Genomic DNA, 18,809 nt, shown 5'->3' with positions numbered 1-18,809 from the left:
CACGAGTTTTTTCAGCATGTCTTGTCTCCGTCGGGTTGTTGTGCGCCCGATGGTAAGCATGCACACGCCATGCCTGGCAGATCGATAACCCTAGTGGGCCATTCGTGTTCAGGTGTCCACGATCAGGCCGGCGCGCAGCTCGCGGATGCGCTGGTCGATGTAGTAGCCGCCGTACTCTGTGTAGCGGAGAAACGGAAAGCCGCAGGCCTTGCAGGCCCAGACCTCGCAGCGGTTGTAAGGGTGGTGGGCCAGCGAAATGGGGGCGTCGGCCGACCACGCATCCACGCCAACCGGGCGGTGCTCTTCCAGCGTGGGCTCGTCGTCGCCGGGCAGCCAGAGCGCGCCCAGCCGCTGCAGTGCGGCGCCGTCCTGCGAGGCGGGGAACGACTCCCAGCCCGGGCTGGCGCAAGGCCGGCAAGTGGGGCAGGGGGTGGGTGCGGTGTGCGTCTGCGCGATGGCGGTCACCGCCGCTGGACTCAGGCGTTCAAGGTCGGGTGGGGTGGGCATGTCGGGATGCTACTGGAGTAGCGTTCTGTGTTCGATGACGTACCATGCCGGAATGACCACATTTGCCGATTCCCTCAAGAAAGAGATCGCCCGCGTGGCGCGCAAGGAACTGCGCGACGAACTCGGTGCTTTGCGCAAGGCCGCCTTGCAGCAGCGCTCCGAGATCGCGGCCCTCAAAAAGCAGCTCAAGGCGTTTCAGACCCAGGTCAACCAGCTGGGCAGGGCGCGGGCGCAGTTGGCGCGCAGCGCGCCACTGGCTGCCAGCGCCGCAGGCTCAGGGGCGCCGCGCGGCAAGCCCGGCCGCAAGGTGGTGTTCACGGCAGAGCGCCTGAAAACGCAACGCGCCCGCCTGGGCCTCACGCAGGAGCAGATGGCCAAGCTGCTGGGGGTGTCGTCGCTCTCGATCTGGAAGTGGGAGTCGGGCGGCGCCGCGCCTCGCGCGTCGCGCGTGCCCAAAGTGCTGGAATTGCTGGCGCTGGGCAAGCGCGAGGCGCTGGCGCGGTTGGTGCCCGAAGCGCCCTGACCGTTGTCCGGGCAGCCGCGCAACTGCGCCACGCGGCTTGACCGGCTCAGATCAGGATGTCGAACAGGTTGGAGAACGTGTCCGTCCACGGCCTGAACCCGGGCCGCGGCTGCAGCACCTGAGCGCCCTGCAGTGAAGGCGGCAGCGCGGCGGCCTGCGCTGCGTTCACGAACACCACCCAGGTGGAACGCCGGCAGAACGGGTCGCCGTGGCCCGATGGCAATTCGAGCAGCAGCGCCACCTTGCCCACGTGTTGTGCGGCCGAAGCCATGACCGGGCGCAGGTCGAGGTAGGTGTTGGTGATGTGCACCGCCAGCAAACCATCGGGGCGCATGTGGCGCATGTAGGCGTCGAACGCTTCCAGCGTGAGCAGGTGGGTGGGAATGGAGTCGCCCGAGAAGGCGTCCATGGCCAGCAGATCGAAGGCCTGCGGCGATTCGCGCTCCAGCATCAGTCGGCCGTCGCCCAGCACCGGCACGATGGTGGCCGCGCTGTCGCCGAGATAGCTGAAGTGTTTGCGAGCCAGGTCGAGCACCTGGTCGTTGATCTCGTACATGCGCATCTCGTCGCCCGCGCGGCCGTACACCGCCAGCGTGCCCGCGCCCAGGCCCACCACGCCGAGTTGGCGTGGCCGGTCGGTGGGCAGGCTCTGCAGCGCGCGGCCGATGCCGGTGCGCTCGCAGTAGTAGGCGGTGGCGCGTTGGGGGTGGTTCAGGTACTGCTCGCCGTGGGTGATGCTGCCGTGCACCATGCTGCGCACGGGACCCAGCCCGTCTTCGTCCACGCCCTCTTCAATGCGCGTCTGGCTGTAGAAGTTGCGCACCACCTCGGTGTAGCCCTGCACGTAGTCGATGGAAATGCTGGACAGGCGAACGCCGTAGAGCAGCAGCGCCAGCAGCAGGGCGCCTCGCAGCCAGCGGCCGCGCAGCTCGGGCCAGACCACCAGCACCACCAGCAGCGCACAGAGAAACAGGCCCAGCGGCAGCTCGAAATAGGCGTTGAAGATCACCGGCGCCAGCAGCCCCACGAACAGCCCACCCAGCGCGCCGCCCACCGACAGCATCAGATAAAACAGCGTGAGGTGGCGCACCGGCGGCCGCCGGCGCACCAGTTCGCCGTGGCAGACCATGCAGAACACGAACACCGCTGCGCACAGCAGCACCACGAGCACCGGCACGTCCAGCCCTTCGTTCATGGCGAAGTCCAACGCCACGAAGGCCAGTGGCAACGCCACCCACAGGAAGAACGGGCGCACGTAGTAGCGCGGGGCGTCAAAACACAGGATGAAGCTCAGCAGGTACAGCGCCAGCGGCAACACCCAGAGAAAGGGCACGGGCGCCACGTCTTGCGTGAGGTGGCGCGTGATGGCCAGCAGCAACATGGAGGCGGTGGCCGCCAGGCCCACCCACATCAAACATTCGCGCCAGCCGGGGCGGGGGGTGGCGTCCAGCGGCGGGGCGGCAGTGACGGGGTCGTTCTGCCGCCGCACGGTGTAAGCCGCTGTCGCCACACACACCAGCACAAACAGCGCATACCCGGTGGACCACACCCAGGCCTGCGGCTTCACCGCCAGCATCGGCTCCACCAGCACCGGGTACGAGAGCAGCGCCAGCATGGACGCCAGGTTGGACAGCGCATACAGCCGGTAGGGCTGCACGCCCTGGGTGACGAAAGTGCGCGCGTACCAGGCCTGCATGAGCGGGCCGGTGGTGGAGAGCAGCAGGTAGGGCACACCCACGGTGGTGGCCAGCACGCCGAGCACGCTCCAGGTGGGGAATGCCTGGGCATCGAGTTTCCACGACGGGTCCGCCACCACCGGCAGGGTGGCCAGGCTCAGCAGCAGCAGCGCGCCGTGCACCCAGGGTTGGCGTCGGGCGCTGACCTTTTCGTGCAGCAGGTGCACGTAGGCGTAGCCCAGCAGCAGCTCCACCTGGAAGAACACCATGCACAGAGTCCACACCGACGACGACCCGCCAAACCACGGCAGGATCATCTTGGCCACGATGGGCTGGATCTGGAACAGCAGGAAGGCGGAGAGAAAAACGGTGGCGGCGAAGAGCGGCATGGGGAGCGTTGCAAGCCTGAGGTGCTGGAGTATCGCCGCGCGGTTCGGCGGCCAGCAGTCGCTTGTGCTCAGGCGTGTCGCTGCAGAAACACGGCCACCGCCTCGTTCACCGGCCAACAAATGCCGCGCCGTCGCCGGCTTCGCGTTGTGGGGTTTGCGATCGGGCATCGTTGGATCCCGCAGGGTGTGTGTCTCATGTTGGCGACATGGCAACGCAAATGCCCCTTGTGCGCTGTCGAACAGACGCTGCGGTTTGCAGCCGGGAAACTGATGGGTTGAATAGCCGTTCAACGGTGCATCCCCAACCCAAGGAAACCCCATGAAGATCCTGATGATCCTGACCTCACACGACCAGCTCGGCGACACGGGCAAGAAGACGGGCTTCTGGCTGGAGGAGTTTGCTGCGCCGTACTACGTCTTCATGGACGCCGGCGCGGACATCGTGCTCGCTTCGCCCCAGGGCGGGCAGCCACCACTGGACCCCACCAGCGACGACGAAGACGCACAAACCGATGACACCCGCCGGTTCAAGAAAGACCCCGCTGCGATCAAAGCCCTGGCCCACACCACCCGGCTGGCCGAGGTGTCCGGCGAAGGCTTCGACGCCGTGTTCTATCCGGGCGGCCATGGCCCGCTGTGGGACCTGGCCGAGGACACCCATTCCATCCAGCTGATCGAGACGATGTTCGCCGCCGGCAAGCCGGTATCGGCGGTGTGCCACGCACCGGCTGTGTTTCGCCATACGAAGTCGGCCGACGGCGCGCCGCTGGTCAAAGGCAAGAAGGTCACCGGATTCACCAACACCGAAGAAGAAGCCGTGCAGCTGACCAAGGTGGTGCCTTTCCTGGTGCAGGACATGCTCGCAGCCAACGGGGGCCTGTACGAGAAAGGTGCCGACTGGCAGTCGTTCGTCGTCACCGATGGCCACCTCATCACGGGCCAGAACCCCGCCTCGTCGGCCGCTGCCGCGCGCGCCGTGCTGGCGCAACTCCAGGCCGCCTGAAGCGCCCTGTCCCGACCCATCACCGGAGAGCCCATGGCCTATCAAAGCACCAACCCCTACAACGGTCAGATCGTCAAGTCATTCGACGACATCGACGACGCGGAGTTGCTGATCAAGCTGACTGCAGCGCAGGCCTGTTTCGATCAGGTCTGGCGCCACAAGGGTTTTGCCGAACGCAAGGCGGTGTTGTCCCGCGCTGCTGCCCTCATGCGCGAGCGAACGCAGGAGTTCGCCCAGCTCATCACGCTGGAGATGGGCAAGCTGATCGCGCAGAGCGAGGGCGAGGTGAAGTTGAGCGCAGCCATCCTCGATTACTACGCCGAACACGCCGAGTCCTTTCTGGCACCGGAGAAGCTCAACACAGCCAAGGGAGACGCCGTGGTTGAAAGCAGCCCCATCGGCGTCTTGTTCGGCGTGGAGCCGTGGAACTATCCGTACTACCAGATCGTGCGCTTTGCCGCCCCCAACCTGATGGCGGGCAACGTGGTGATGGTCAAACATGCGTCCAACGTGCCGCAGTGCGCCCTGGCCTTCGAGCGCCTGCTCGAAGAGGCGGGTGCGCCGGCGGGCGCGTACACCAACCTGTTCATCACCAAGGACCAGGTCGCCACGGTCATTGACGATGACCGCATCCGGGCTGTGGCCTTGACGGGCAGCGAAGGTGCGGGCGCTGTGGTGGCCCAGCGCGCCGGCAAGAACCTGAAGAAGTCCACCCTGGAGCTCGGCGGCAGCGACGCGTTCATCGTGCTGGAAGATGCCGATCTCGACAACGCGGTGAAGCACGCGGTGTCCGGTCGCATGGGCAACAGCGGACAAGCCTGCACCGCATCCAAGCGGTTCATCGTGGTCGAAGCCCTGGCCGATCGTTTTCTCGAGAAGTTTCAGACCGCGCTGCAGGGTTTCGAAGCGGGCGATCCCATGGACCGCAAGACCACGCTGGCACCGCTGTCCTCGGCGCAGGCCCTCAAGACCTTGCTGGGCCAGGTGGACGAGGCCGTGAGCCACGGCGCCCGGATCGTGATGGGCGGCCAGCGCATCGAAGGGCAACGTGGCGCCTTCATGCAGCCGACCATCCTCACGGACATTGAAGCGGACAACCCGGCGTACATGCAGGAATTCTTCGGTCCGGTGGCGCTGTTCTTCCGGGTGCCGGATGAAGCGGCGGCGGTGGCACTGGCCAACGACTCGCCGTTTGGTCTGGGCGGATCGGTGTTCACACAGGATGTGGAACGCGGCAAGCGCGTGGCCCGGCAAATCGATACCGGCATGGTGTTCATCAATTCGGCCGCAGTGTCGATGCCGGACCTGCCGTTCGGCGGTGTCAAGAACTCAGGTTACGGGCGCGAACTGTCGGGCGCCGGCATTCAGGAGTTCGTCAACAAGAAGCTGATCAGGGTGGGCTGACTGTGCCTCGCAGCGCGCAGTCCCAGATGGCTCACATGGACAATGGCAGCCTTCGACCGTTCTCAACCCAACGCGATGAAGCCGTTCACCGATGAAGCACCTGATCCTCACAACCCTGCCGCGGTGGCGCGCTTCAATCGGCGCGCTCCTCGCAGTGCTTTCCTTGAGCACCGTTCCCATGCCCGTTCACGCCACTGAAGAACCTTCCTACCAGGTGGTCCGCGAGTTCTCGGGCATCGAGGTTCGGGAGTACGCCGCGTACACCGTGGCGGAGGTCGTGGTGGCAGGTCCTGCCGGCGAAGCGGGCGGGCAGGCCTTTCCCGTTCTGGCGGGCTATATTTTTGGAAAGAACAAGGGAGAGCGGAAGTTCGACATGACTGCTCCTGTGACCCAGACCGCTGCGCCGGTCAAGATGGAAATGACGGCTCCTGTGACCCAGAGTGTCCAGGCCGGTGGATTTCTGGTGCAGTTTGTCCTGCCCAAAGGCGTGACCGTGGCGAACGCGCCGGAGCCGCTGGACGCCCGCATTCAGCTGCGCGAGGTCGCGCCTCACCAGGTGGCGGTGCTCCGTTACTCGGGCTTCTGGTCGGAGGCCAACGACAACGAACAGCTGCTCAAGTTGCAGTCCGCGTTGAAGGCAGCCAACCTGGTCTGGACCGGCGACCCGGTGTTCTCCAAATACGACCCGCCGTTCAAGCCCTGGTTCTTGCGGCGCAACGAGGTCTGGCTGCGTTTGGCCTCCCCTTGAGCGAAGCCTCCAACGGCGCCATCGCCTGTTCAGACCGCCAGTCCCGGTAGATCGCCCAGCGCCGTGACACCGCGCGTGGTGCGGTTCCACCAGGCAGAAAACGAAGTGCAATGCATGCTGACATCGGAGAATAGGTGCAGCGGCTGGCGTTGCACGACCTGGGGCGGCAGCAGTGCGCTGACGTGGGGATCGGCCAAGGTTTGCACGGAGCGCGCCCCGGCCAGGGCTTGGGTCAGCGTGTGGCGGTCGGCGTGCCAGCGCACCGTGGTGAGGGCGGCCATGCGGGTGTTGACGAACGCCCAGCGTGCGCTGCTCCAGGGCCAGGCGTTGTGGTGCCCGGCCAGCCGCAGGCCCACGCAAACGCTGTCAGCGGGCAGGTCGGTCGGCGGTTCCCCCAAGGCCCAGGGGTGCACCAGCCAGACATCGCGCCCGTTCACGTCGGCGGCCTGGGGAGCACTGGGTGGCATGTTCTGCGGCACCGACCACACGGCGGGCTCTTCCACACCGTCGCCCTGGGGCGTGGTCTTCACCGGCCGGCTGCTGCGGGCCATGGCGTCCAGGGCTTCGTAAGAGCAGTCGATCACGCTGCCGGCGCTGTGCCAGGCTGAAGGCGCGTACCGGGCGACGTTGTCGGCGTTGAACAAGTAGGGCTTGCTGCTGCCGGTACCAGCCACCCACTGCCAGCTCAGGTGGTTGCTGGCCAGGTCGCCATCGAGCAGGTGGGACACCATCCAGTCTGCACCGGCGCGCCAGTGCACCTTGCGCAGATGCACCACATAGCTGGCCAACCACATGCGGGCATGGTTGTGCAGGTAGCCGGTGGCGTAGAGCGTGCGCACGGCCATGTCGATGGCGGGCACACCGGTGCGCGCCTGCCGGATGTCGGCCGGCATCTCCGATGCGTAGCCGTGCTCGGGCAGCAGCCCGCCGTGCAGGGACTGCAGAATGTCGTCGCCCAGGTGGTGCCACACGTGGCGGAAGTATTCGCGCCAGCCGAGCTCGAACACGAACTTGTGCTGCACGTCCAGACGGTGCCTGGCGGCCACGCCGGCCAGCACCTCGGGCAGGCTCAGGAAGCCGTGCGTGAGGTAGGGCGAGAGCTGTGTCACGGCGCCTTCGACAGCGTTGCGGCTGCGCGCATAGTCGGACGGGCGCACGGCGACCACGCGGGCCAGTGCGGCTTCGCGCGTGGGCGGGAACAGGTCAAGGGGTTTCATGGGACCGTCTCTGCTTTGCCTCGGGCAGCGAGCGCGTGGGTGTAGGTGGCGATGTAGTTGACCCGCGTGTCCCGGCACCACGAGGCCCGGTGCAACAACGGCAGGTACTGCATGCCCCGCAGGTCGCGCTGTTGCAGACCGGAGTTGCTCACGGCGGCGGCCAGCTCGGTGGGACGCACGAAGCGCTTCCACTGATGGGTGCCCCGGGGCAGCACCCGCAACACGTATTCGGCACCCACGATAGCGAACGCAAAACTCTTCCAGGTGCGGTCGATGGTCGAGGCGATCAGCAGTCCGCCAGGCGCCACGCGTCTGGCCACGGTGTCGACAAAAGCGGCCACGTCGTCCACGTGTTCCACCACCTCCAGCGCCAGCACCACGTCGAACAGTTCGTCTGGCGCCAGCACCTGGGCCGGCTCGCCCAGGCGGTAGTCCACCGTCACGCCCTGCGCCTGGGCGTGCAGGCGCGCTGCGGCCACATTGCCGGGTGAGGCGTCCACGCCCACCACCTGTGCGCCCATCCGGGCCAGGGGCTCGGACATCAGGCCGCCGCCACACCCCACGTCCAGGATGCGAATGCCATCCAGCTTCTCGGCTGCGGGTCTGCCCAGGTGTTGCGTCGTCTGCTCGACGACATGGCCCAGTCGCAGGCCATTGACCACGTGCAGCGGTCGCATCGGTCCATCGCTGTTCCACCAGGTTGCGCTCAGGCGGTTGAAGCGGTCGATTTCGGAAGTGATGGCGGTCATGCGGTTCCCAGCAAGCCCGGGCGGGCATGGATCATGGTGGTCATATCGGTGTGGCCAGCGACAGCGGGTGGCACAGCGGGGACGCTGCGCCAACGGCGGGCCACCAGGCTGTCGGCCAGCTGCGCTGCCAGCAGCGCGCCGCTGCGGTGCACCTGGTCCACCCGGCTGGGCACCACGCTGTCACCACAGACCCCGAGCAACAGCCGCTCGTCCCACAGATACCTGCGCCCTTCGGCTTGTGGGGCGGGCGCATCCACATAGGCGTGCTGCCAGTTGTGGGTCCGCAAAAAGTGAGGCGCCACCGGCCGCCCGGCGTGGGCCTGGAAGTTGGCCAGCAGTTCATCGGCCACTGCCTCGGCGTCATCGTCTGCGTGCTCCAGTGACCACCGTTCGCTGGCCTCGATGAACCAGCGCTGCGGCACAGCCGACGATCGCCCCGGTTTGCTGTGCATGGCGGCGATCCGCTCGATGGGACCGCTGTGGAATTCCCGGTGGTTCGGCAGGTGGATCGCGCGCTCCGAGCCCAGCAGGAGAACCCAACGGCTGCGATACCGCACGCCGCGCAAGGCTGCGCGCAAGAGGGCCGATTCGTTGACCAACGGCAGCGCCAGCGGGGCCGGAAGCGCCAGCACCAGGGCCTGAAAGTCCTCATCGATGATGGCCGACGCGCCTTGCAGCACCCAGTTCGTTGCGCTGCGGTGGGCGTGGTGGATGGGCGAGTCCAGCCGGACGTCCAGAGGCTTGGCCATGGCGTCGGCCATGGCCCGCATCGTCGGCACGCCGACGGTGCCGATCAGTTCCAGGGAGGGCTCGTCGCCAGCGTCGTCCACGTCGCAACCCGCTGCCTTGCCCGGACGCTCGACGTCCACCGGCCGAGTTGCCATGGTCCAGGTGTGGCTGGCGGCCAGTTGGCCCGGCTGCGGCGCCGTGTAAGCCGCCAGCCGCGTGGTCCCGTTGATGACCTGCGCGCCGTCGTCGAACCAGCCGGCTCGGGTGGCCTGGGAACTGCACCGGCCACCCACGCGGTCGCTGGCCTCGAACACCACGGGGTCGTACCCGCGCAGTGCCAGTTCGCGTGCGCACGACAGGCCGCCGATGCCCGCGCCCACCACGGCAACGCGCGGCGCACCGCGGTGGACAACCAGCATTTCGGTGCCGTGTTGTCGCCGGTCAGCCATGTTGGACCTGTCGAACAACGGCAGTGGAGCGAGCCCCACCCGGCCGGGTCATTGCAGCGGGTTGCGTTGGGTATTTCATCGCCGGATCGTAGACCGATTCCAATTCACCTTGAACTCATGCGTGTTATATGATCAATAATCAAGCGAAATACGATTCAAAACCAACGCAACGCATTCGGCATGAGTCCTCGCAAATCCACCCGGCGCGCACCCTTGCCTGCATCGCCCGCGCAGCCCTCTTTTCGCAGCGGTGCGGTGGCCCGCCTGGCGGACATGCCGGTGTCGACGCTGCGCATCTGGGAGCAGCGTTACCAGGCTGTGGCACCGAGCACCGCATCCACCGGGCACCGTCAGTACTCGGCGAACGATGTGGAGCGGGTCGTTTTGCTGCGGCAACTGACCCTCCACGGTCACGCCATCGGCTCGCTCGCAGGGCTCACCATCGAGCAACTGCGAGACCTGTTCCGGACACACGAGATGAACCCGCCCGGCGCGCCTGGGCGCGATGCCGCCCTGCGGATCGTCGTGGTCGGGCAGGCGATGGCCCGGCGGCTGGAGCGGCCTGCTGTGGACCAGCTCTGGTCCACAGCGCCCGAGTGGGTGGCTGTGTTCGATTCGTTGGCAGAGGCTGCGCAGGCCGGCGCGTTGCTGAAGCAGCAGCCGATCGATGTGCTTCTGTGTCACGCGCCGGGGCTGCAAGTCGATGTGTTGCCCGACCTGAAAGCTGCACAACAGGCGTGGCGCGCCCGCCATGTGGGTGTGGCCTACCGTTTTGCGGGCGCGGCCGCGCGCGACGCGTTGGTGAAGAGCGGAGCAAGCGTGGTCCGTGAGCCCGCGGACGACGCGGCCCTGGTGGCGTGGTTGCGCTCGCTGGTGCCTGCCGGGGGTGTTGGCGCCCAAGTGCACGCACCGGCCAGAAGCCTGAAGGGCGCCGATCCGTGGTCGCTGGATGCGCTGGGCCTGCCGGCGGGCCCGGCACCCGCCAGACGTTTTGACGACGCCACCCTCACCGAATTCGCCGGCTTGTCCTCCAGCGTGGGCTGCGAGTGCCCCAGCCATGTGGCCGAGCTGCTGATGCAGATCGGCAGCTTCGAACGCTACAGCGCAAGCTGCGCCAGCCGCAGCCCTGCAGACGCCGAGCTGCACCTCCATCTGCAGCGCGTGGCGGGCGCAGCGCGGATGCTGTTCGAGGCAGCGCTGGAGCGGGTGGCCAAGGCTGAAGGCCTGGTGCTGCCTGCCGGGAACGGCGTGCCTTCCCGTGCAGCCGATACCGCTGCGTGAGCGTGGCGAGTGCCAGGCCCGATGACTCTTCTGTCAGCACCCGAAAGAGTGCACGTGTGAAGAAGCGTTGAATACAACCGGAGCAGTGGCGCGGCCTTCCGAGAAGCGCTGCAAGAACTGTCGTCCGCGCTCGGTGCTCGGTGCCTCAAAGAACGCTTCGGGCGTGCCGGTCTCCACCACCACGCCATGGTCCATGAACACCACGCGGTGGGCGGCTTCGCGGGCGAAGGCCATTTCGTGGGTCACCACCAGCATGGTCATGCCCTCGGCGGACAGGTCGCGCATGACGGCCAGCACCTCGCCCACCAGTTCGGGGTCGAGCGCGCTGGTGGGCTCGTCGAACAGCATGAGCGCGGGCTTCATGGCCAGCGCGCGCGCTATGCCCACGCGCTGTTTCTGCCCACCCGAAAGGCGCGCCGGAAACACGTCGCGTTTGTCGAACAGGCCCACGCGCAGGAGCAGCGCTTCGGCTTCGGCGCGCACCTCGTCTTTTGGCCGGCGCTGCACATGCACCGGCGCCTCCATCACGTTCTGCAACACGGTGAGGTGCGGCCACAGGGCGAACTGCTGGAACACCATGCCGATGCGGGTGCGCACCTGCGCGAGCTGCTGGTCGTTCATGACCACGCCGCCGCTGGTGACGCCGATGGGTTGGCTGTCGATGAGGATGCGGCCGCTGTCCGGGCGCTCCAGCCAGTTGATGCAGCGCAGCAGCGTGGACTTGCCCGAGCCCGATGGCCCGAGCAGACACACGGTTTCGCCGGGCGCCACGGTGAACGAGATGTCGTCGAGCACGCGCAGGCTGCCGTAGCTCTTGCGCAGCGACTGGACACTGAGAAGCGGAATGAGTGTGGGCATGGTGGGCAGAGGTGAAGCGTCAGCGCCGCGCGTCGGCCAGGCGACCGACGGCGGCCACGCCGGCTTCCACCACCAGGCACAGCGCCCAGTAAAGCAGCACGGCGGTGAGGAAGGCGGCGAACGGAATGAAGTGGCGCGACTGGATGGAGCTCACCGCGTGGGTGAGTTCGGGCAGCGTGATGATGGTGAGGAAGGCGCTGTCCTTGATGATCTGGATCAGCTGGTTGCCCAGCACCGGCGCACTGGAGAGCGCCAGCGGCGGCAGCACGATGCGCCGGAACAGACCCAGGCCGCTGTAGCCGAAGGCCACGCCGGCCTCGATGGGGGCGCGCGGTTGCGCAGCCCAGGCCGCGCGCAATATTTCGGCCATGTAGGCCGCGTGGTACGCGGTGAGCGCAAACAGGCCTGCGCTCCACGCATCGAACTGCAGACCCAGCGATGGCAGGCCGTAGTAGACGATGTAGGCGAACAGCAGAAAGGGTGTGCAGCGCGCCAGGTCCACCAGCCATGTGGCCGGCAGGCTGAGCGCCTTGCGCGGCGACATCAGCAGTGTGGAGAGCAGCGCGCCCAGCAGCAGCGCCGCCAGACCCGCCAGCACCGAGAGCAGCACGGTGTTGCCCAGGCCCGAAAGCAGCAGCCCGCGCTCCGACCACACGGTGGCGAAGTCATTCATCATGCGGCGGCCTCGCGCAGCACCGAGCGCCGCTCCACCCAGCGTTGCACGCTCACCAGCGCATAGACGATGGGGATGTAGATGGCCAGCGCCACCAGAAAGGGCGGCAACGGCTCGTAGGTCTGCGCACCGATGCGCACCGCCGCGCGTGTGATGTCGACCACGCCCACCACCGCGAGCACAGGCGTGAGCTTCACGAGCTGCGACATTTCGTTGATGAGGCCTGGCAGGGCGGTGCGCCACACCTGCGGCAGCACGATGCGGCGAAAGCGCAGGGTCTGGCCCATGCCCACCGACTGCGCGGCCTCGATCTGGTCCTTGGGCAGATCCATCAGCGCGGCGCGCCACACCTCGCAGTTGAAGGCGGCGGTGTTGAGCACCAGCGCGATCAGCCCGGCGGTGACCGGGCCGACCGAGATGCCCGCCGTGGGCAGGGCAAAGAAGATCAGCAGCACCAGCGTGATGAGCGGCGTGGCGCGCAGCAGGCTCACGTACACCGCCACCAGCTGGTTGAGCAGCGGCACCTTGGCCCAGCGAGCCAGCGCCAGCCCCAGGCCCAAGGGCAGGCCCAGCGCGATGCCGGCAATCGACAGCAGCAGCGTGGTCAGCGCGCCGCTGAAGATCGACAGGACATCGGCGTGGGTCATGCGCTGAAAGGCTTCATTGCTCAGGCGTGTAGCTCACCGGCAAATTGAACGCTTCGCCGAACCACTTCTTCTGCAGCGCGGGCATCGTGCCGTTGGCCTTCTGCGCAGCAATGAATTCGTTCATGAACTTCTGCAGATCGGTGTTGCCCTTCTTCACCGCCCAGGCCGGGTACGAGCTGCCCGAGACCGGCTGGCCGAGCTCGAACACGTTGGGGCGCTCGGCCACCAGCGCCTTGAGGTTGATGACGGTGTTGACCACGAAATCGGTGCGCTTGAGCGCGAGGTCCTGGTAGGCCTCGGGGTACGACGCGTACTCCACGATCTTGCCGAGCTTGCCGCCTTCCTTGGCCAGCATGGCCTGCAACTCGGGCAGGCGGCTCAGGAACGCGCTGCCGGTTTGCACACCCACGGTCTTGCCGTTGAGATCCTTGATGCTCTTGATGCTGCTGTCGTCCTTGCGCTTGACGTAGTAGTGCGTGGCGTCGGCAATCGGGCTGGTGAAGTCGAGCGATTGCGTGCGCTCCTTGGTCATGAGCACGGCGGTGATGGCGATGTCGTACTTGCCGGTCGCCACACCCGCGAGAATGCCGGGCCAGGGCAGGATCTCCTGGCGGATCTCGAACGGGGCGTATTTGCGCAGCGCATCGACCATCTCGTTGTTGAAGCCCGTGGGCTTGCCGTCTTTGACGAATTCAAACGGACGGAAGTCGTCTTCGGTGACCACGGTCATGTAGCCGCGCTTCTTGATTTCGTCGAGGTTGGCGGTGTGCCCGGTGGTGGCCCACAGCGCGAGCGGCAGCAGCAGGGCGGCAAGCACGCCGCGGCGGGAAAACGGGGTGGTGGTGGGCATGGTGAGGCTCCTGGAAGTTGAAGGGGAGTGGGGTTGAGCGCTTCACCTTCAGCGCAAGTTGCATGCCTGTGAAATGGCCGCGAAAGGCCACTTTTGCAGACGCGTCCAACCCACCCGCTGAGAAGCAGGTGCATGCGCCGCCGGGTGCACGGCAGCGGTGCGTGGGCGCGCTTCAGTCGGGTGCGTGCCACTCCAGCACCTGCCAGTGCAGGGTCAGGCCATCGCACTTCACGGTGGCCTCTGCATGGCCCATGCGGTGCATCGTGCAGGCTCGCACCCCGTCTTCCCATGCGGGCGAGGTGGCGCGCTCGATGGTCCACACACCATGTTCGAGCGTGCCGAAGCTGATGTCGAAGTCGAGCAAGGCTTCAGCCTGTTGCGGATGGCGCGCCACCACTTCGGCCAGCGAGTCGTCTGCGGTGGTGTCCACGGGCCATGCCGCGCGGCGCGGGCGCAGGTGCATGAGGTAGCGCCCCGCCACCAGCAGGCGCTCGGCCGTGGGTGCGCCTTGGTCGTCGAGCGCGGCCAGTGCGATGCGCGTGCCCAGCGAGCCCGGCAGGCGTTCCCACACCTCGAAGTAGGTGCCGTGGATGCCGGTCTCGTGCACGACCTCCGGTGACTCGAACACCATGTGCCCCTCATCGGGGGTGCTGCGCGGCGGTTGCAGGTCGATCTGACGTTGCCAGGTGCAGACCTCGGGTTGTGCGGCGTCGGGCTGCGTGATGAGCGTGGTGCCGCCAAAGCCCTGCAGTTTTGCGCGGCCGGCGACGGTGTTGCGGTCGGCTGCTGCGGGCACGCGCAGGTCGCCGTGCCACAGGCCGGTCTGCAGCCAGCGCACCCAGGTGGTGGTGTCGCGCTCGGTGGGTGTCTCCAGCAGGGTGCGTTGCCACACGCCGTGGTAGCGGTCTGGGATGTTCATGTGATGGCGCCCGGAAAGGCGGGCAGCTGTCGGTAGAAGGCCATGTCGTGGTTGGGCCAGAGCTGTGCGCCGGTCTCGCGCGCCAATGCCTTGAGCTTGCGGATGCTCTCGATCGCCTGCTGTTCGCGGCCCTGCCACAGCGTGCCGGGCGCCACCTCGTCGTCGATGTTTTCCTGCAGGTCGGCCGCATCGCCCGCCAGCAGCACTGGTGCGCCGGTGGGCAGCTCGATCAGCATGGACATGTGGCCAGCGGTGTGGCCGGGCGTGGCCACGGCCTGCACGCCGGGCAGCACGCTGTACTCACCTTGCTTCAGGCAGAACTGGAAGGCTTCTCCCTCGTCGTCCAGCAGGTCGTCTTCAAACACCGCACCGTCCAGCCCGCTGCAGGCCGCGTCCCACTCGTCGCGCTGCAGGTGGATCTCGGCGCCGCAGCCGCAGCGTTTCAATTCCTTCAGGCCACCGGCGTGGTCAAAGTGCAGGTGGCCGATGAAGATCACGTCCACATCCTTCGCGCTCAGCCCCAGGCGCGCCAGGTGGTGGGGGATGCGGTGCTCATCGCGCATGTCGGGCGCGCCCATCTCGAAGGTGGCGGGGTTGTAGTGGCGGTCCCGCAGCGCGGGCGTGTGGATCTTGGCGTGGTCGCAGCCCACGTCGTAGAGGATGCGGCCGTGCTTCGTTTCGATCAGGTAGGCCAGGATGGGCGCCTCGATGGTCTGTCCGTGGCCCCGGTTGAAGGTGGAGATGGTCTTGTCGTAGCGGTGGGTCGCGGTCAGCAGCGGCCAGATGCGCAGGGCTTGGGTCATGGGAATTCCCTCGGTTCAGGCGCCGGTGAAGGCTTGCACCCAGGTGTTGACACGGTCGGGCGGGGTCACCTTCGCCCCCTGCAGCGAAGCCACCACCTCGTCGGTGCTTTGAACGAGTCCGAAAATCCCGCCCTCCACGCCGATCATGGCCAGTGCGGGCGCCTGCAAGGCTGGGTTGCTCGCGGCGGTGGCGTCGCTCACGGTGGTGCAGGCAAAGCCCCGGTCCACCGCTTCCCGCAGCGTGGAGTGCACACACACCTCGGTGGTCACGCCGCAGACGATGAGTTGTTCGATGTCGCGCGCGGCCAGCACCTGCGCCAGCCGCGTGCGGTGGAAGGCGCCGTAGCCCGGTTTGTCGATCACCTCTTCGCCGCTGATGGGGCGCACAGCATCCACGAAGTCGTGGCCCTGTTCCCCGCGCACCAGCAGGCGGCCCAGTGGCCCCAGGCTGCCGATGGGCGCGCCCGCGTCCACGCTGCGCTGCAGCTTGGTGGCGGGGCAGTCGCTCAGATCGCTCAGGTGGCCCTCGCGCGTGTGCACCACCAGCAGCCCCGCCGTGCGCGCCGCCTGCAACAGCCGCAGGGCGTTGGCCACGACCGCCTGCATGGGCGCGATGTCGATACCGGCCTGGTGGGCGTAGCCGCCGGGGCTGCAGAAATCGCGCTGCAGGTCGATCACGAGCAGGGCGGTGCGGCTGGGGTCGGGCGCGGTGTGCATGCTCAGACGCCGGTGGGGCGGGTGAAGCCGGTGGTGATGGCCTCGGCCATGCGCCGCGCCACTTCAACCGCGAGCAACCGGCCCTTGGCCGCGTCGGACCCTTTGGCTGACGAGAGCACCCCGGAGGCTGGCACCCAGTCGGTTCGCGGCGGGTACATGTCGTAGGGCGGGAAGTCGGCCGGGCCGTCGTCGGGCAGGAGGTCCATGCGCACGAGATGCGGGTGGTAGTGCAGCATCATCGATGTCTCCAGCACAGCGGCGTGCTCCAGAGCGAAGCCGGGGAAGCCGTCGGGGAACACATCGCCCAGGGTGTCGGGGGTCATGAAGTCCCAGTACTCCAGGCGCATCACCTGCAGTTGATTCAAAGGATCGGCGGCTTTCGCATCGCGCAGGCCGAGGTCGATCCCTTCGATCAGGAACCACTGGTTCTCGTAGTGGCCGTTCACGATCACGAGCTTCGTCAATCCATGCCGCGCGAATTCGCGCACCGCGTCGCGCACCTGGCCGACCAGCGTGGCCGCGTCCACGCTGGTGGTGCCGCAGAAGTGCTGGCCACCACCGCACTTGGGTTGCGACTTGTAGCCGTACGAGAGCGTAGGTGCGACCAGCCCGCCCACCAGCGCAGCGGTGTCGGCCGCCACGGCGCTCGACAGCAGGCCGTCGGTGCCCAGCGGCAGGTGCGGGCCGTGTTGTTCGAGCGCGCCCACGGGCAGCAGCACAGGCGGCTGGTCGCGCTGCACGCGCGACTGGTAGTCCACCCACGAGAGTTCGTTCATCCACACGGTGGTGTTCATTCAGGTTCCTTGGTGTTGGGGTGAGGGCGAGGTGTCGATGGCTTCAACAAAAGCGGCCAGGGTGATCAGCGCACCACCGGCCCACTCCAGGCCGGTCATGGATTCGTTGCCGAACCACACCGCGGTCAACACCGCCACCACCAGTTCGGCCAGCAGGATCACACCGGCCTTGCTGCTCTCGATGTGCGTCACACCGAACTGCCAGGTGGCGGTGGCCAACAGCAGCCAGACGAAGCCGTAGGCCAGCACCGCGATCCACACGCCGATGCCCATGTGGGTGGGCACGCTGTGGCCGAGAGCCATGGTGGCCACCAACGAAATGACCCCGCAGCCCGCGAACACCGCAAAGGTCTTGCTCACCATGGGGACCTGCTGCGCAGCTCGTGCGATCACGTTGTTGGCCGCGAAACAGAAGCCGGCGGAGAGCGCCAGGAAGTCGACGAAGGTGAAGGCCAGATCCATGCCGCCCGTGCCGCCCAGGAAGAGCCACAGGCCGACGAGGGCCATCACCACCGCCGCCCAGCGCAGCGGTGGAATGCGCTCCTTCAAGAACAGCCAGCCGCCCAGCACCGACCACACCGGCGACAGATAGAACAGGAACATCACCCGCACCACGTCGCCCAGCATCAGCGCGTTCACGAACGAGGTGTTGGCCCATCCACCCACGACGGCCAGCGCCAGCAGCAGGCCCCACTGCGGACGCCAGGCCTCGCGCTGGCGCCAGATGAAGACACACGTGAACAGGCCGACCACGCCGTAGGAGAGCAGCGAGACCATGGGGCCGGTCAACCCCTGCGCGATGAACCACTTGAGCGGCATCCACGACAGGCCCCAGAGTGTTGCCGAGAACAGCAGTACGCTGGTGGCCAGGCGGTTGGATGGGTGGGCGAGCAGCGACATTGAAGATCCTCAGGGCATGACCGAGCCGCCGTTGGGCCCCAGGATCTGGCCGCAGTAGAAGCGCGACAGATCGGAGGCGAGGAACAGCGCGGTCGCTGCAATCTCTTCGGGCTCGGCCACGCGGTGCTGCGGGATCGCGAGTTCCTTCTCCATCCACTCGGGGCTCATGCTCTCCAGCGACACCATGGCGGTGTTCACCGGCCCGGGCGCAATCGCATTGACGCGGATGCCGTGCGGCGCGAACTCCCGCGCCAGCGAACGCGTGAGGCCGATGACGCCGGCCTTGGCCGTGCAGTAAGGCGCGTAGTTTTCGCGGCCGAGGATGCCGAGGTCGGACGCGAGGTTGACGATGACGCCACCGCTGCGCGCCACCATGCCGGGCAACACCGCGCGCGCCATCAGAAACACCGACTTGAGGTCGGTCGCCAGCATGCGGTCCCAGTCCGCCTCGGTCGTGTCCAGGAAAGGCTTCTCCTGGATGATGCCGGCGTTGTTGACTAGGACGTGGATGTCGCCCACGGTGTGCAGCGCCTCGGCCACCAGGCCCTGCACGGCCGCGCCGTCGCTCACGTCGGCGCTGATGGCCACCGCCTGACCGCCTGCGCCCTTGATGGCCTGCACCAGGGTGGCGGCTTCCTGCGGCTGGTTCAGGTGGTTGATGACCACGCGTGCGCCGGCTTGGGAGAGCTTGAGCGCGATGGCGCGGCCGATGCCGGTGGCGGCGCCTGTGACCAGGGCGGTCTGTCCGGCCAGCGAGATCGCAACGCTCATGGGGTACCTTCGCCCTGCGGGCTGCGGTGCGAGCTTGCTTGGGAACGGCCCGGCGCGGCGCTCATGCCATCACCTCGCCGTGACTGGCCACCAGGCATTGGCCGGTGAGCGAACGGGACTCAAGACTGGCGAGAAACAGGAACACGCCGGCGATGTCGGCCGGCGTGAGCATCTCGGGCACGGCCTGGCGCGCCAGGATCTC

20 protein-coding genes are annotated in these 18,809 nt (G+C 67.2%); 5 read left to right on the top strand and 15 right to left on the bottom strand.

The annotated features are described in order from the left end of the window. Positions 1-108: 108 nt before the first annotated feature. On the bottom strand, positions 109-507 hold the full coding sequence (locus Q0C59_RS05995) for a hypothetical protein (RefSeq protein ID WP_291213048.1): 399 nt from the start codon (positions 505-507) through the stop codon (positions 109-111). Between the two features lie 52 nt (positions 508-559). Between Q0C59_RS05995 and Q0C59_RS05990 the strand changes: the two genes are divergently transcribed. Beyond that, entirely contained in the window at positions 560-1,030 is a 471-nt protein-coding gene (locus Q0C59_RS05990; RefSeq protein ID WP_291213046.1) for a helix-turn-helix transcriptional regulator, read from the top strand. Between the two features lie 46 nt (positions 1,031-1,076). Here the strand turns inward: Q0C59_RS05990 and Q0C59_RS05985 are convergent, their stop codons facing one another. Beyond that, positions 1,077-3,095: a spermidine synthase gene (locus Q0C59_RS05985; protein WP_291213044.1), complete on the bottom strand. Its 2,019-nt coding sequence runs from the start codon at positions 3,093-3,095 to the stop codon at positions 1,077-1,079. Positions 3,096-3,414: 319 nt separating this feature from the next. Here Q0C59_RS05985 and Q0C59_RS05980 point away from each other — a divergent pair, with 319 nt between their 5' ends. The 3 genes from Q0C59_RS05980 (at position 3,415) to Q0C59_RS05970 (ending at position 6,250) form a co-directional block, all read left to right on the top strand. After that, positions 3,415-4,098 carry a type 1 glutamine amidotransferase domain-containing protein gene (locus Q0C59_RS05980; protein ID WP_291213042.1) on the top strand — a complete coding sequence of 228 codons (684 nt, stop codon included), beginning with the start codon at positions 3,415-3,417 and terminating at the stop codon, positions 4,096-4,098. Between the two features lie 33 nt (positions 4,099-4,131). Next, on the top strand, positions 4,132-5,502 hold the full coding sequence (locus tag Q0C59_RS05975; RefSeq protein WP_291213040.1) for an NAD-dependent succinate-semialdehyde dehydrogenase: 1,371 nt from the start codon (positions 4,132-4,134) through the stop codon (positions 5,500-5,502). Between the two features lie 178 nt (positions 5,503-5,680). Continuing rightward, positions 5,681-6,250: a heme-binding protein gene (locus tag Q0C59_RS05970; RefSeq protein ID WP_291213038.1), complete on the top strand. Its 570-nt coding sequence runs from the start codon at positions 5,681-5,683 to the stop codon at positions 6,248-6,250. Positions 6,251-6,279: 29 nt separating this feature from the next. Here the strand turns inward: Q0C59_RS05970 and Q0C59_RS05965 are convergent, their stop codons facing one another. Genes Q0C59_RS05965 through Q0C59_RS05955 form a run of 3 tightly spaced genes read right to left on the bottom strand, consistent with a single transcriptional unit; the run spans position 6,280 to position 9,364 of the window. Then, positions 6,280-7,467, bottom strand: a complete 1,188-nt coding sequence (locus Q0C59_RS05965) for an FAD-binding domain-containing protein (protein ID WP_291213036.1) — start codon at positions 7,465-7,467, stop codon at positions 6,280-6,282. Continuing rightward, positions 7,464-8,216, bottom strand: a complete 753-nt coding sequence (gene ubiG / locus Q0C59_RS05960) for a bifunctional 2-polyprenyl-6-hydroxyphenol methylase/3-demethylubiquinol 3-O-methyltransferase UbiG (protein WP_291213034.1) — start codon at positions 8,214-8,216, stop codon at positions 7,464-7,466. The genes Q0C59_RS05965 and ubiG overlap by 4 nt, the downstream gene beginning before the upstream one ends. Next, positions 8,213-9,364 carry an FAD-dependent oxidoreductase gene (locus tag Q0C59_RS05955; protein WP_291213032.1) on the bottom strand — a complete coding sequence of 384 codons (1,152 nt, stop codon included), beginning with the start codon at positions 9,362-9,364 and terminating at the stop codon, positions 8,213-8,215. The genes ubiG and Q0C59_RS05955 overlap by 4 nt, the downstream gene beginning before the upstream one ends. Positions 9,365-9,574: 210 nt before the next feature. Between Q0C59_RS05955 and Q0C59_RS05950 the strand changes: the two genes are divergently transcribed. After that, a complete protein-coding gene (locus Q0C59_RS05950; protein WP_291213030.1) occupies positions 9,575-10,675 on the top strand; it encodes a MerR family transcriptional regulator in 1,101 nt (366 codons plus the stop codon). A 33-nt stretch (positions 10,676-10,708) separates the two neighbouring features. Here Q0C59_RS05950 and Q0C59_RS05945 read toward each other — a convergent pair whose 3' ends face one another. From Q0C59_RS05945 to Q0C59_RS05900, 10 genes are all read right to left on the bottom strand, one after another. After that, positions 10,709-11,533, bottom strand: a complete 825-nt coding sequence (locus tag Q0C59_RS05945) for an amino acid ABC transporter ATP-binding protein (RefSeq protein ID WP_291213029.1) — start codon at positions 11,531-11,533, stop codon at positions 10,709-10,711. A 19-nt stretch (positions 11,534-11,552) separates the two neighbouring features. Next, positions 11,553-12,209, bottom strand: a complete 657-nt coding sequence (locus tag Q0C59_RS05940; RefSeq protein WP_291213026.1) for an amino acid ABC transporter permease — start codon at positions 12,207-12,209, stop codon at positions 11,553-11,555. After that, positions 12,206-12,853 (bottom strand): amino acid ABC transporter permease, encoded by a 648-nt coding sequence (locus tag Q0C59_RS05935; RefSeq protein WP_291213023.1) that lies wholly within the window; start codon positions 12,851-12,853, stop codon positions 12,206-12,208. Before Q0C59_RS05935 ends, Q0C59_RS05940 begins: the two co-directional genes overlap by 4 nt. A 13-nt stretch (positions 12,854-12,866) precedes the next feature. Continuing rightward, the gene (locus Q0C59_RS05930) at positions 12,867-13,703 is read right to left on the bottom strand and encodes a transporter substrate-binding domain-containing protein (RefSeq protein ID WP_291213020.1); all 837 of its coding nucleotides are present in this window, start codon (positions 13,701-13,703) and stop codon (positions 12,867-12,869) included. A 172-nt stretch (positions 13,704-13,875) separates the two neighbouring features. Then, positions 13,876-14,622, bottom strand: a complete 747-nt coding sequence (locus Q0C59_RS05925) for a hypothetical protein (RefSeq protein ID WP_291213017.1) — start codon at positions 14,620-14,622, stop codon at positions 13,876-13,878. Next, positions 14,619-15,425: an N-acyl homoserine lactonase family protein gene (locus Q0C59_RS05920; protein WP_291213014.1), complete on the bottom strand. Its 807-nt coding sequence runs from the start codon at positions 15,423-15,425 to the stop codon at positions 14,619-14,621. The genes Q0C59_RS05925 and Q0C59_RS05920 overlap by 4 nt, the downstream gene beginning before the upstream one ends. 15 nt (positions 15,426-15,440) lie before the next feature. After that, on the bottom strand, positions 15,441-16,142 hold the full coding sequence (locus tag Q0C59_RS05915; protein WP_291213012.1) for a cysteine hydrolase family protein: 702 nt from the start codon (positions 16,140-16,142) through the stop codon (positions 15,441-15,443). Between the two features lie 2 nt (positions 16,143-16,144). Then, a complete protein-coding gene (locus Q0C59_RS05910; RefSeq protein WP_291213009.1) occupies positions 16,145-16,936 on the bottom strand; it encodes a creatininase in 792 nt (263 codons plus the stop codon). Beyond that, entirely contained in the window at positions 16,937-17,836 is a 900-nt protein-coding gene (locus Q0C59_RS05905) for a DMT family transporter (RefSeq protein ID WP_291213006.1), read from the bottom strand. Positions 17,837-17,845: 9 nt separating this feature from the next. Next, positions 17,846-18,607 carry an SDR family NAD(P)-dependent oxidoreductase gene (locus tag Q0C59_RS05900; RefSeq protein WP_291213003.1) on the bottom strand — a complete coding sequence of 254 codons (762 nt, stop codon included), beginning with the start codon at positions 18,605-18,607 and terminating at the stop codon, positions 17,846-17,848. Positions 18,608-18,809 lie beyond the last annotated feature (202 nt).

The sequence above is a fragment of the Hydrogenophaga sp. genome (assembly GCF_022844385.1).
Lineage (GTDB): Bacteria > Pseudomonadota > Gammaproteobacteria > Burkholderiales > Burkholderiaceae_C > Hydrogenophaga.
Note: the sequence above shows the minus strand (reverse complement) of the source record. Positions and strands in the feature narration are given on the sequence as shown.

Excerpts from the sequence above, each read along its gene's own strand:
- Q0C59_RS05995 (WP_291213048.1), bottom strand. The coding sequence starts at position 507 with ATGCCCACCCCACCCGACCTTGAACGCCTGAGTCCAGCGGCGGTGACC.
- Q0C59_RS05990 (WP_291213046.1), top strand. The coding sequence starts at position 560 with ATGACCACATTTGCCGATTCCCTCAAGAAAGAGATCGCCCGCGTGGCG.
- Q0C59_RS05985 (WP_291213044.1), bottom strand. The coding sequence starts at position 3,095 with ATGCCGCTCTTCGCCGCCACCGTTTTTCTCTCCGCCTTCCTGCTGTTC.
- Q0C59_RS05980 (WP_291213042.1), top strand. The coding sequence starts at position 3,415 with ATGAAGATCCTGATGATCCTGACCTCACACGACCAGCTCGGCGACACG.
- Q0C59_RS05975 (WP_291213040.1), top strand. The coding sequence starts at position 4,132 with ATGGCCTATCAAAGCACCAACCCCTACAACGGTCAGATCGTCAAGTCA.
- Q0C59_RS05970 (WP_291213038.1), top strand. The coding sequence starts at position 5,681 with ATGCCCGTTCACGCCACTGAAGAACCTTCCTACCAGGTGGTCCGCGAG.
- Q0C59_RS05965 (WP_291213036.1), bottom strand. The coding sequence starts at position 7,467 with ATGAAACCCCTTGACCTGTTCCCGCCCACGCGCGAAGCCGCACTGGCC.
- ubiG (WP_291213034.1), bottom strand. The coding sequence starts at position 8,216 with ATGACCGCCATCACTTCCGAAATCGACCGCTTCAACCGCCTGAGCGCA.
- Q0C59_RS05955 (WP_291213032.1), bottom strand. The coding sequence starts at position 9,364 with ATGCTGGTTGTCCACCGCGGTGCGCCGCGCGTTGCCGTGGTGGGCGCG.
- Q0C59_RS05950 (WP_291213030.1), top strand. The coding sequence starts at position 9,575 with ATGAGTCCTCGCAAATCCACCCGGCGCGCACCCTTGCCTGCATCGCCC.
- Q0C59_RS05945 (WP_291213029.1), bottom strand. The coding sequence starts at position 11,533 with ATGCCCACACTCATTCCGCTTCTCAGTGTCCAGTCGCTGCGCAAGAGC.
- Q0C59_RS05940 (WP_291213026.1), bottom strand. The coding sequence starts at position 12,209 with ATGATGAATGACTTCGCCACCGTGTGGTCGGAGCGCGGGCTGCTGCTT.
- Q0C59_RS05935 (WP_291213023.1), bottom strand. The coding sequence starts at position 12,853 with ATGACCCACGCCGATGTCCTGTCGATCTTCAGCGGCGCGCTGACCACG.
- Q0C59_RS05930 (WP_291213020.1), bottom strand. The coding sequence starts at position 13,703 with ATGCCCACCACCACCCCGTTTTCCCGCCGCGGCGTGCTTGCCGCCCTG.
- Q0C59_RS05925 (WP_291213017.1), bottom strand. The coding sequence starts at position 14,622 with ATGAACATCCCAGACCGCTACCACGGCGTGTGGCAACGCACCCTGCTG.
- Q0C59_RS05920 (WP_291213014.1), bottom strand. The coding sequence starts at position 15,425 with ATGACCCAAGCCCTGCGCATCTGGCCGCTGCTGACCGCGACCCACCGC.
- Q0C59_RS05915 (WP_291213012.1), bottom strand. The coding sequence starts at position 16,142 with ATGCACACCGCGCCCGACCCCAGCCGCACCGCCCTGCTCGTGATCGAC.
- Q0C59_RS05910 (WP_291213009.1), bottom strand. The coding sequence starts at position 16,936 with ATGAACACCACCGTGTGGATGAACGAACTCTCGTGGGTGGACTACCAG.
- Q0C59_RS05905 (WP_291213006.1), bottom strand. The coding sequence starts at position 17,836 with ATGTCGCTGCTCGCCCACCCATCCAACCGCCTGGCCACCAGCGTACTG.
- Q0C59_RS05900 (WP_291213003.1), bottom strand. The coding sequence starts at position 18,607 with ATGAGCGTTGCGATCTCGCTGGCCGGACAGACCGCCCTGGTCACAGGC.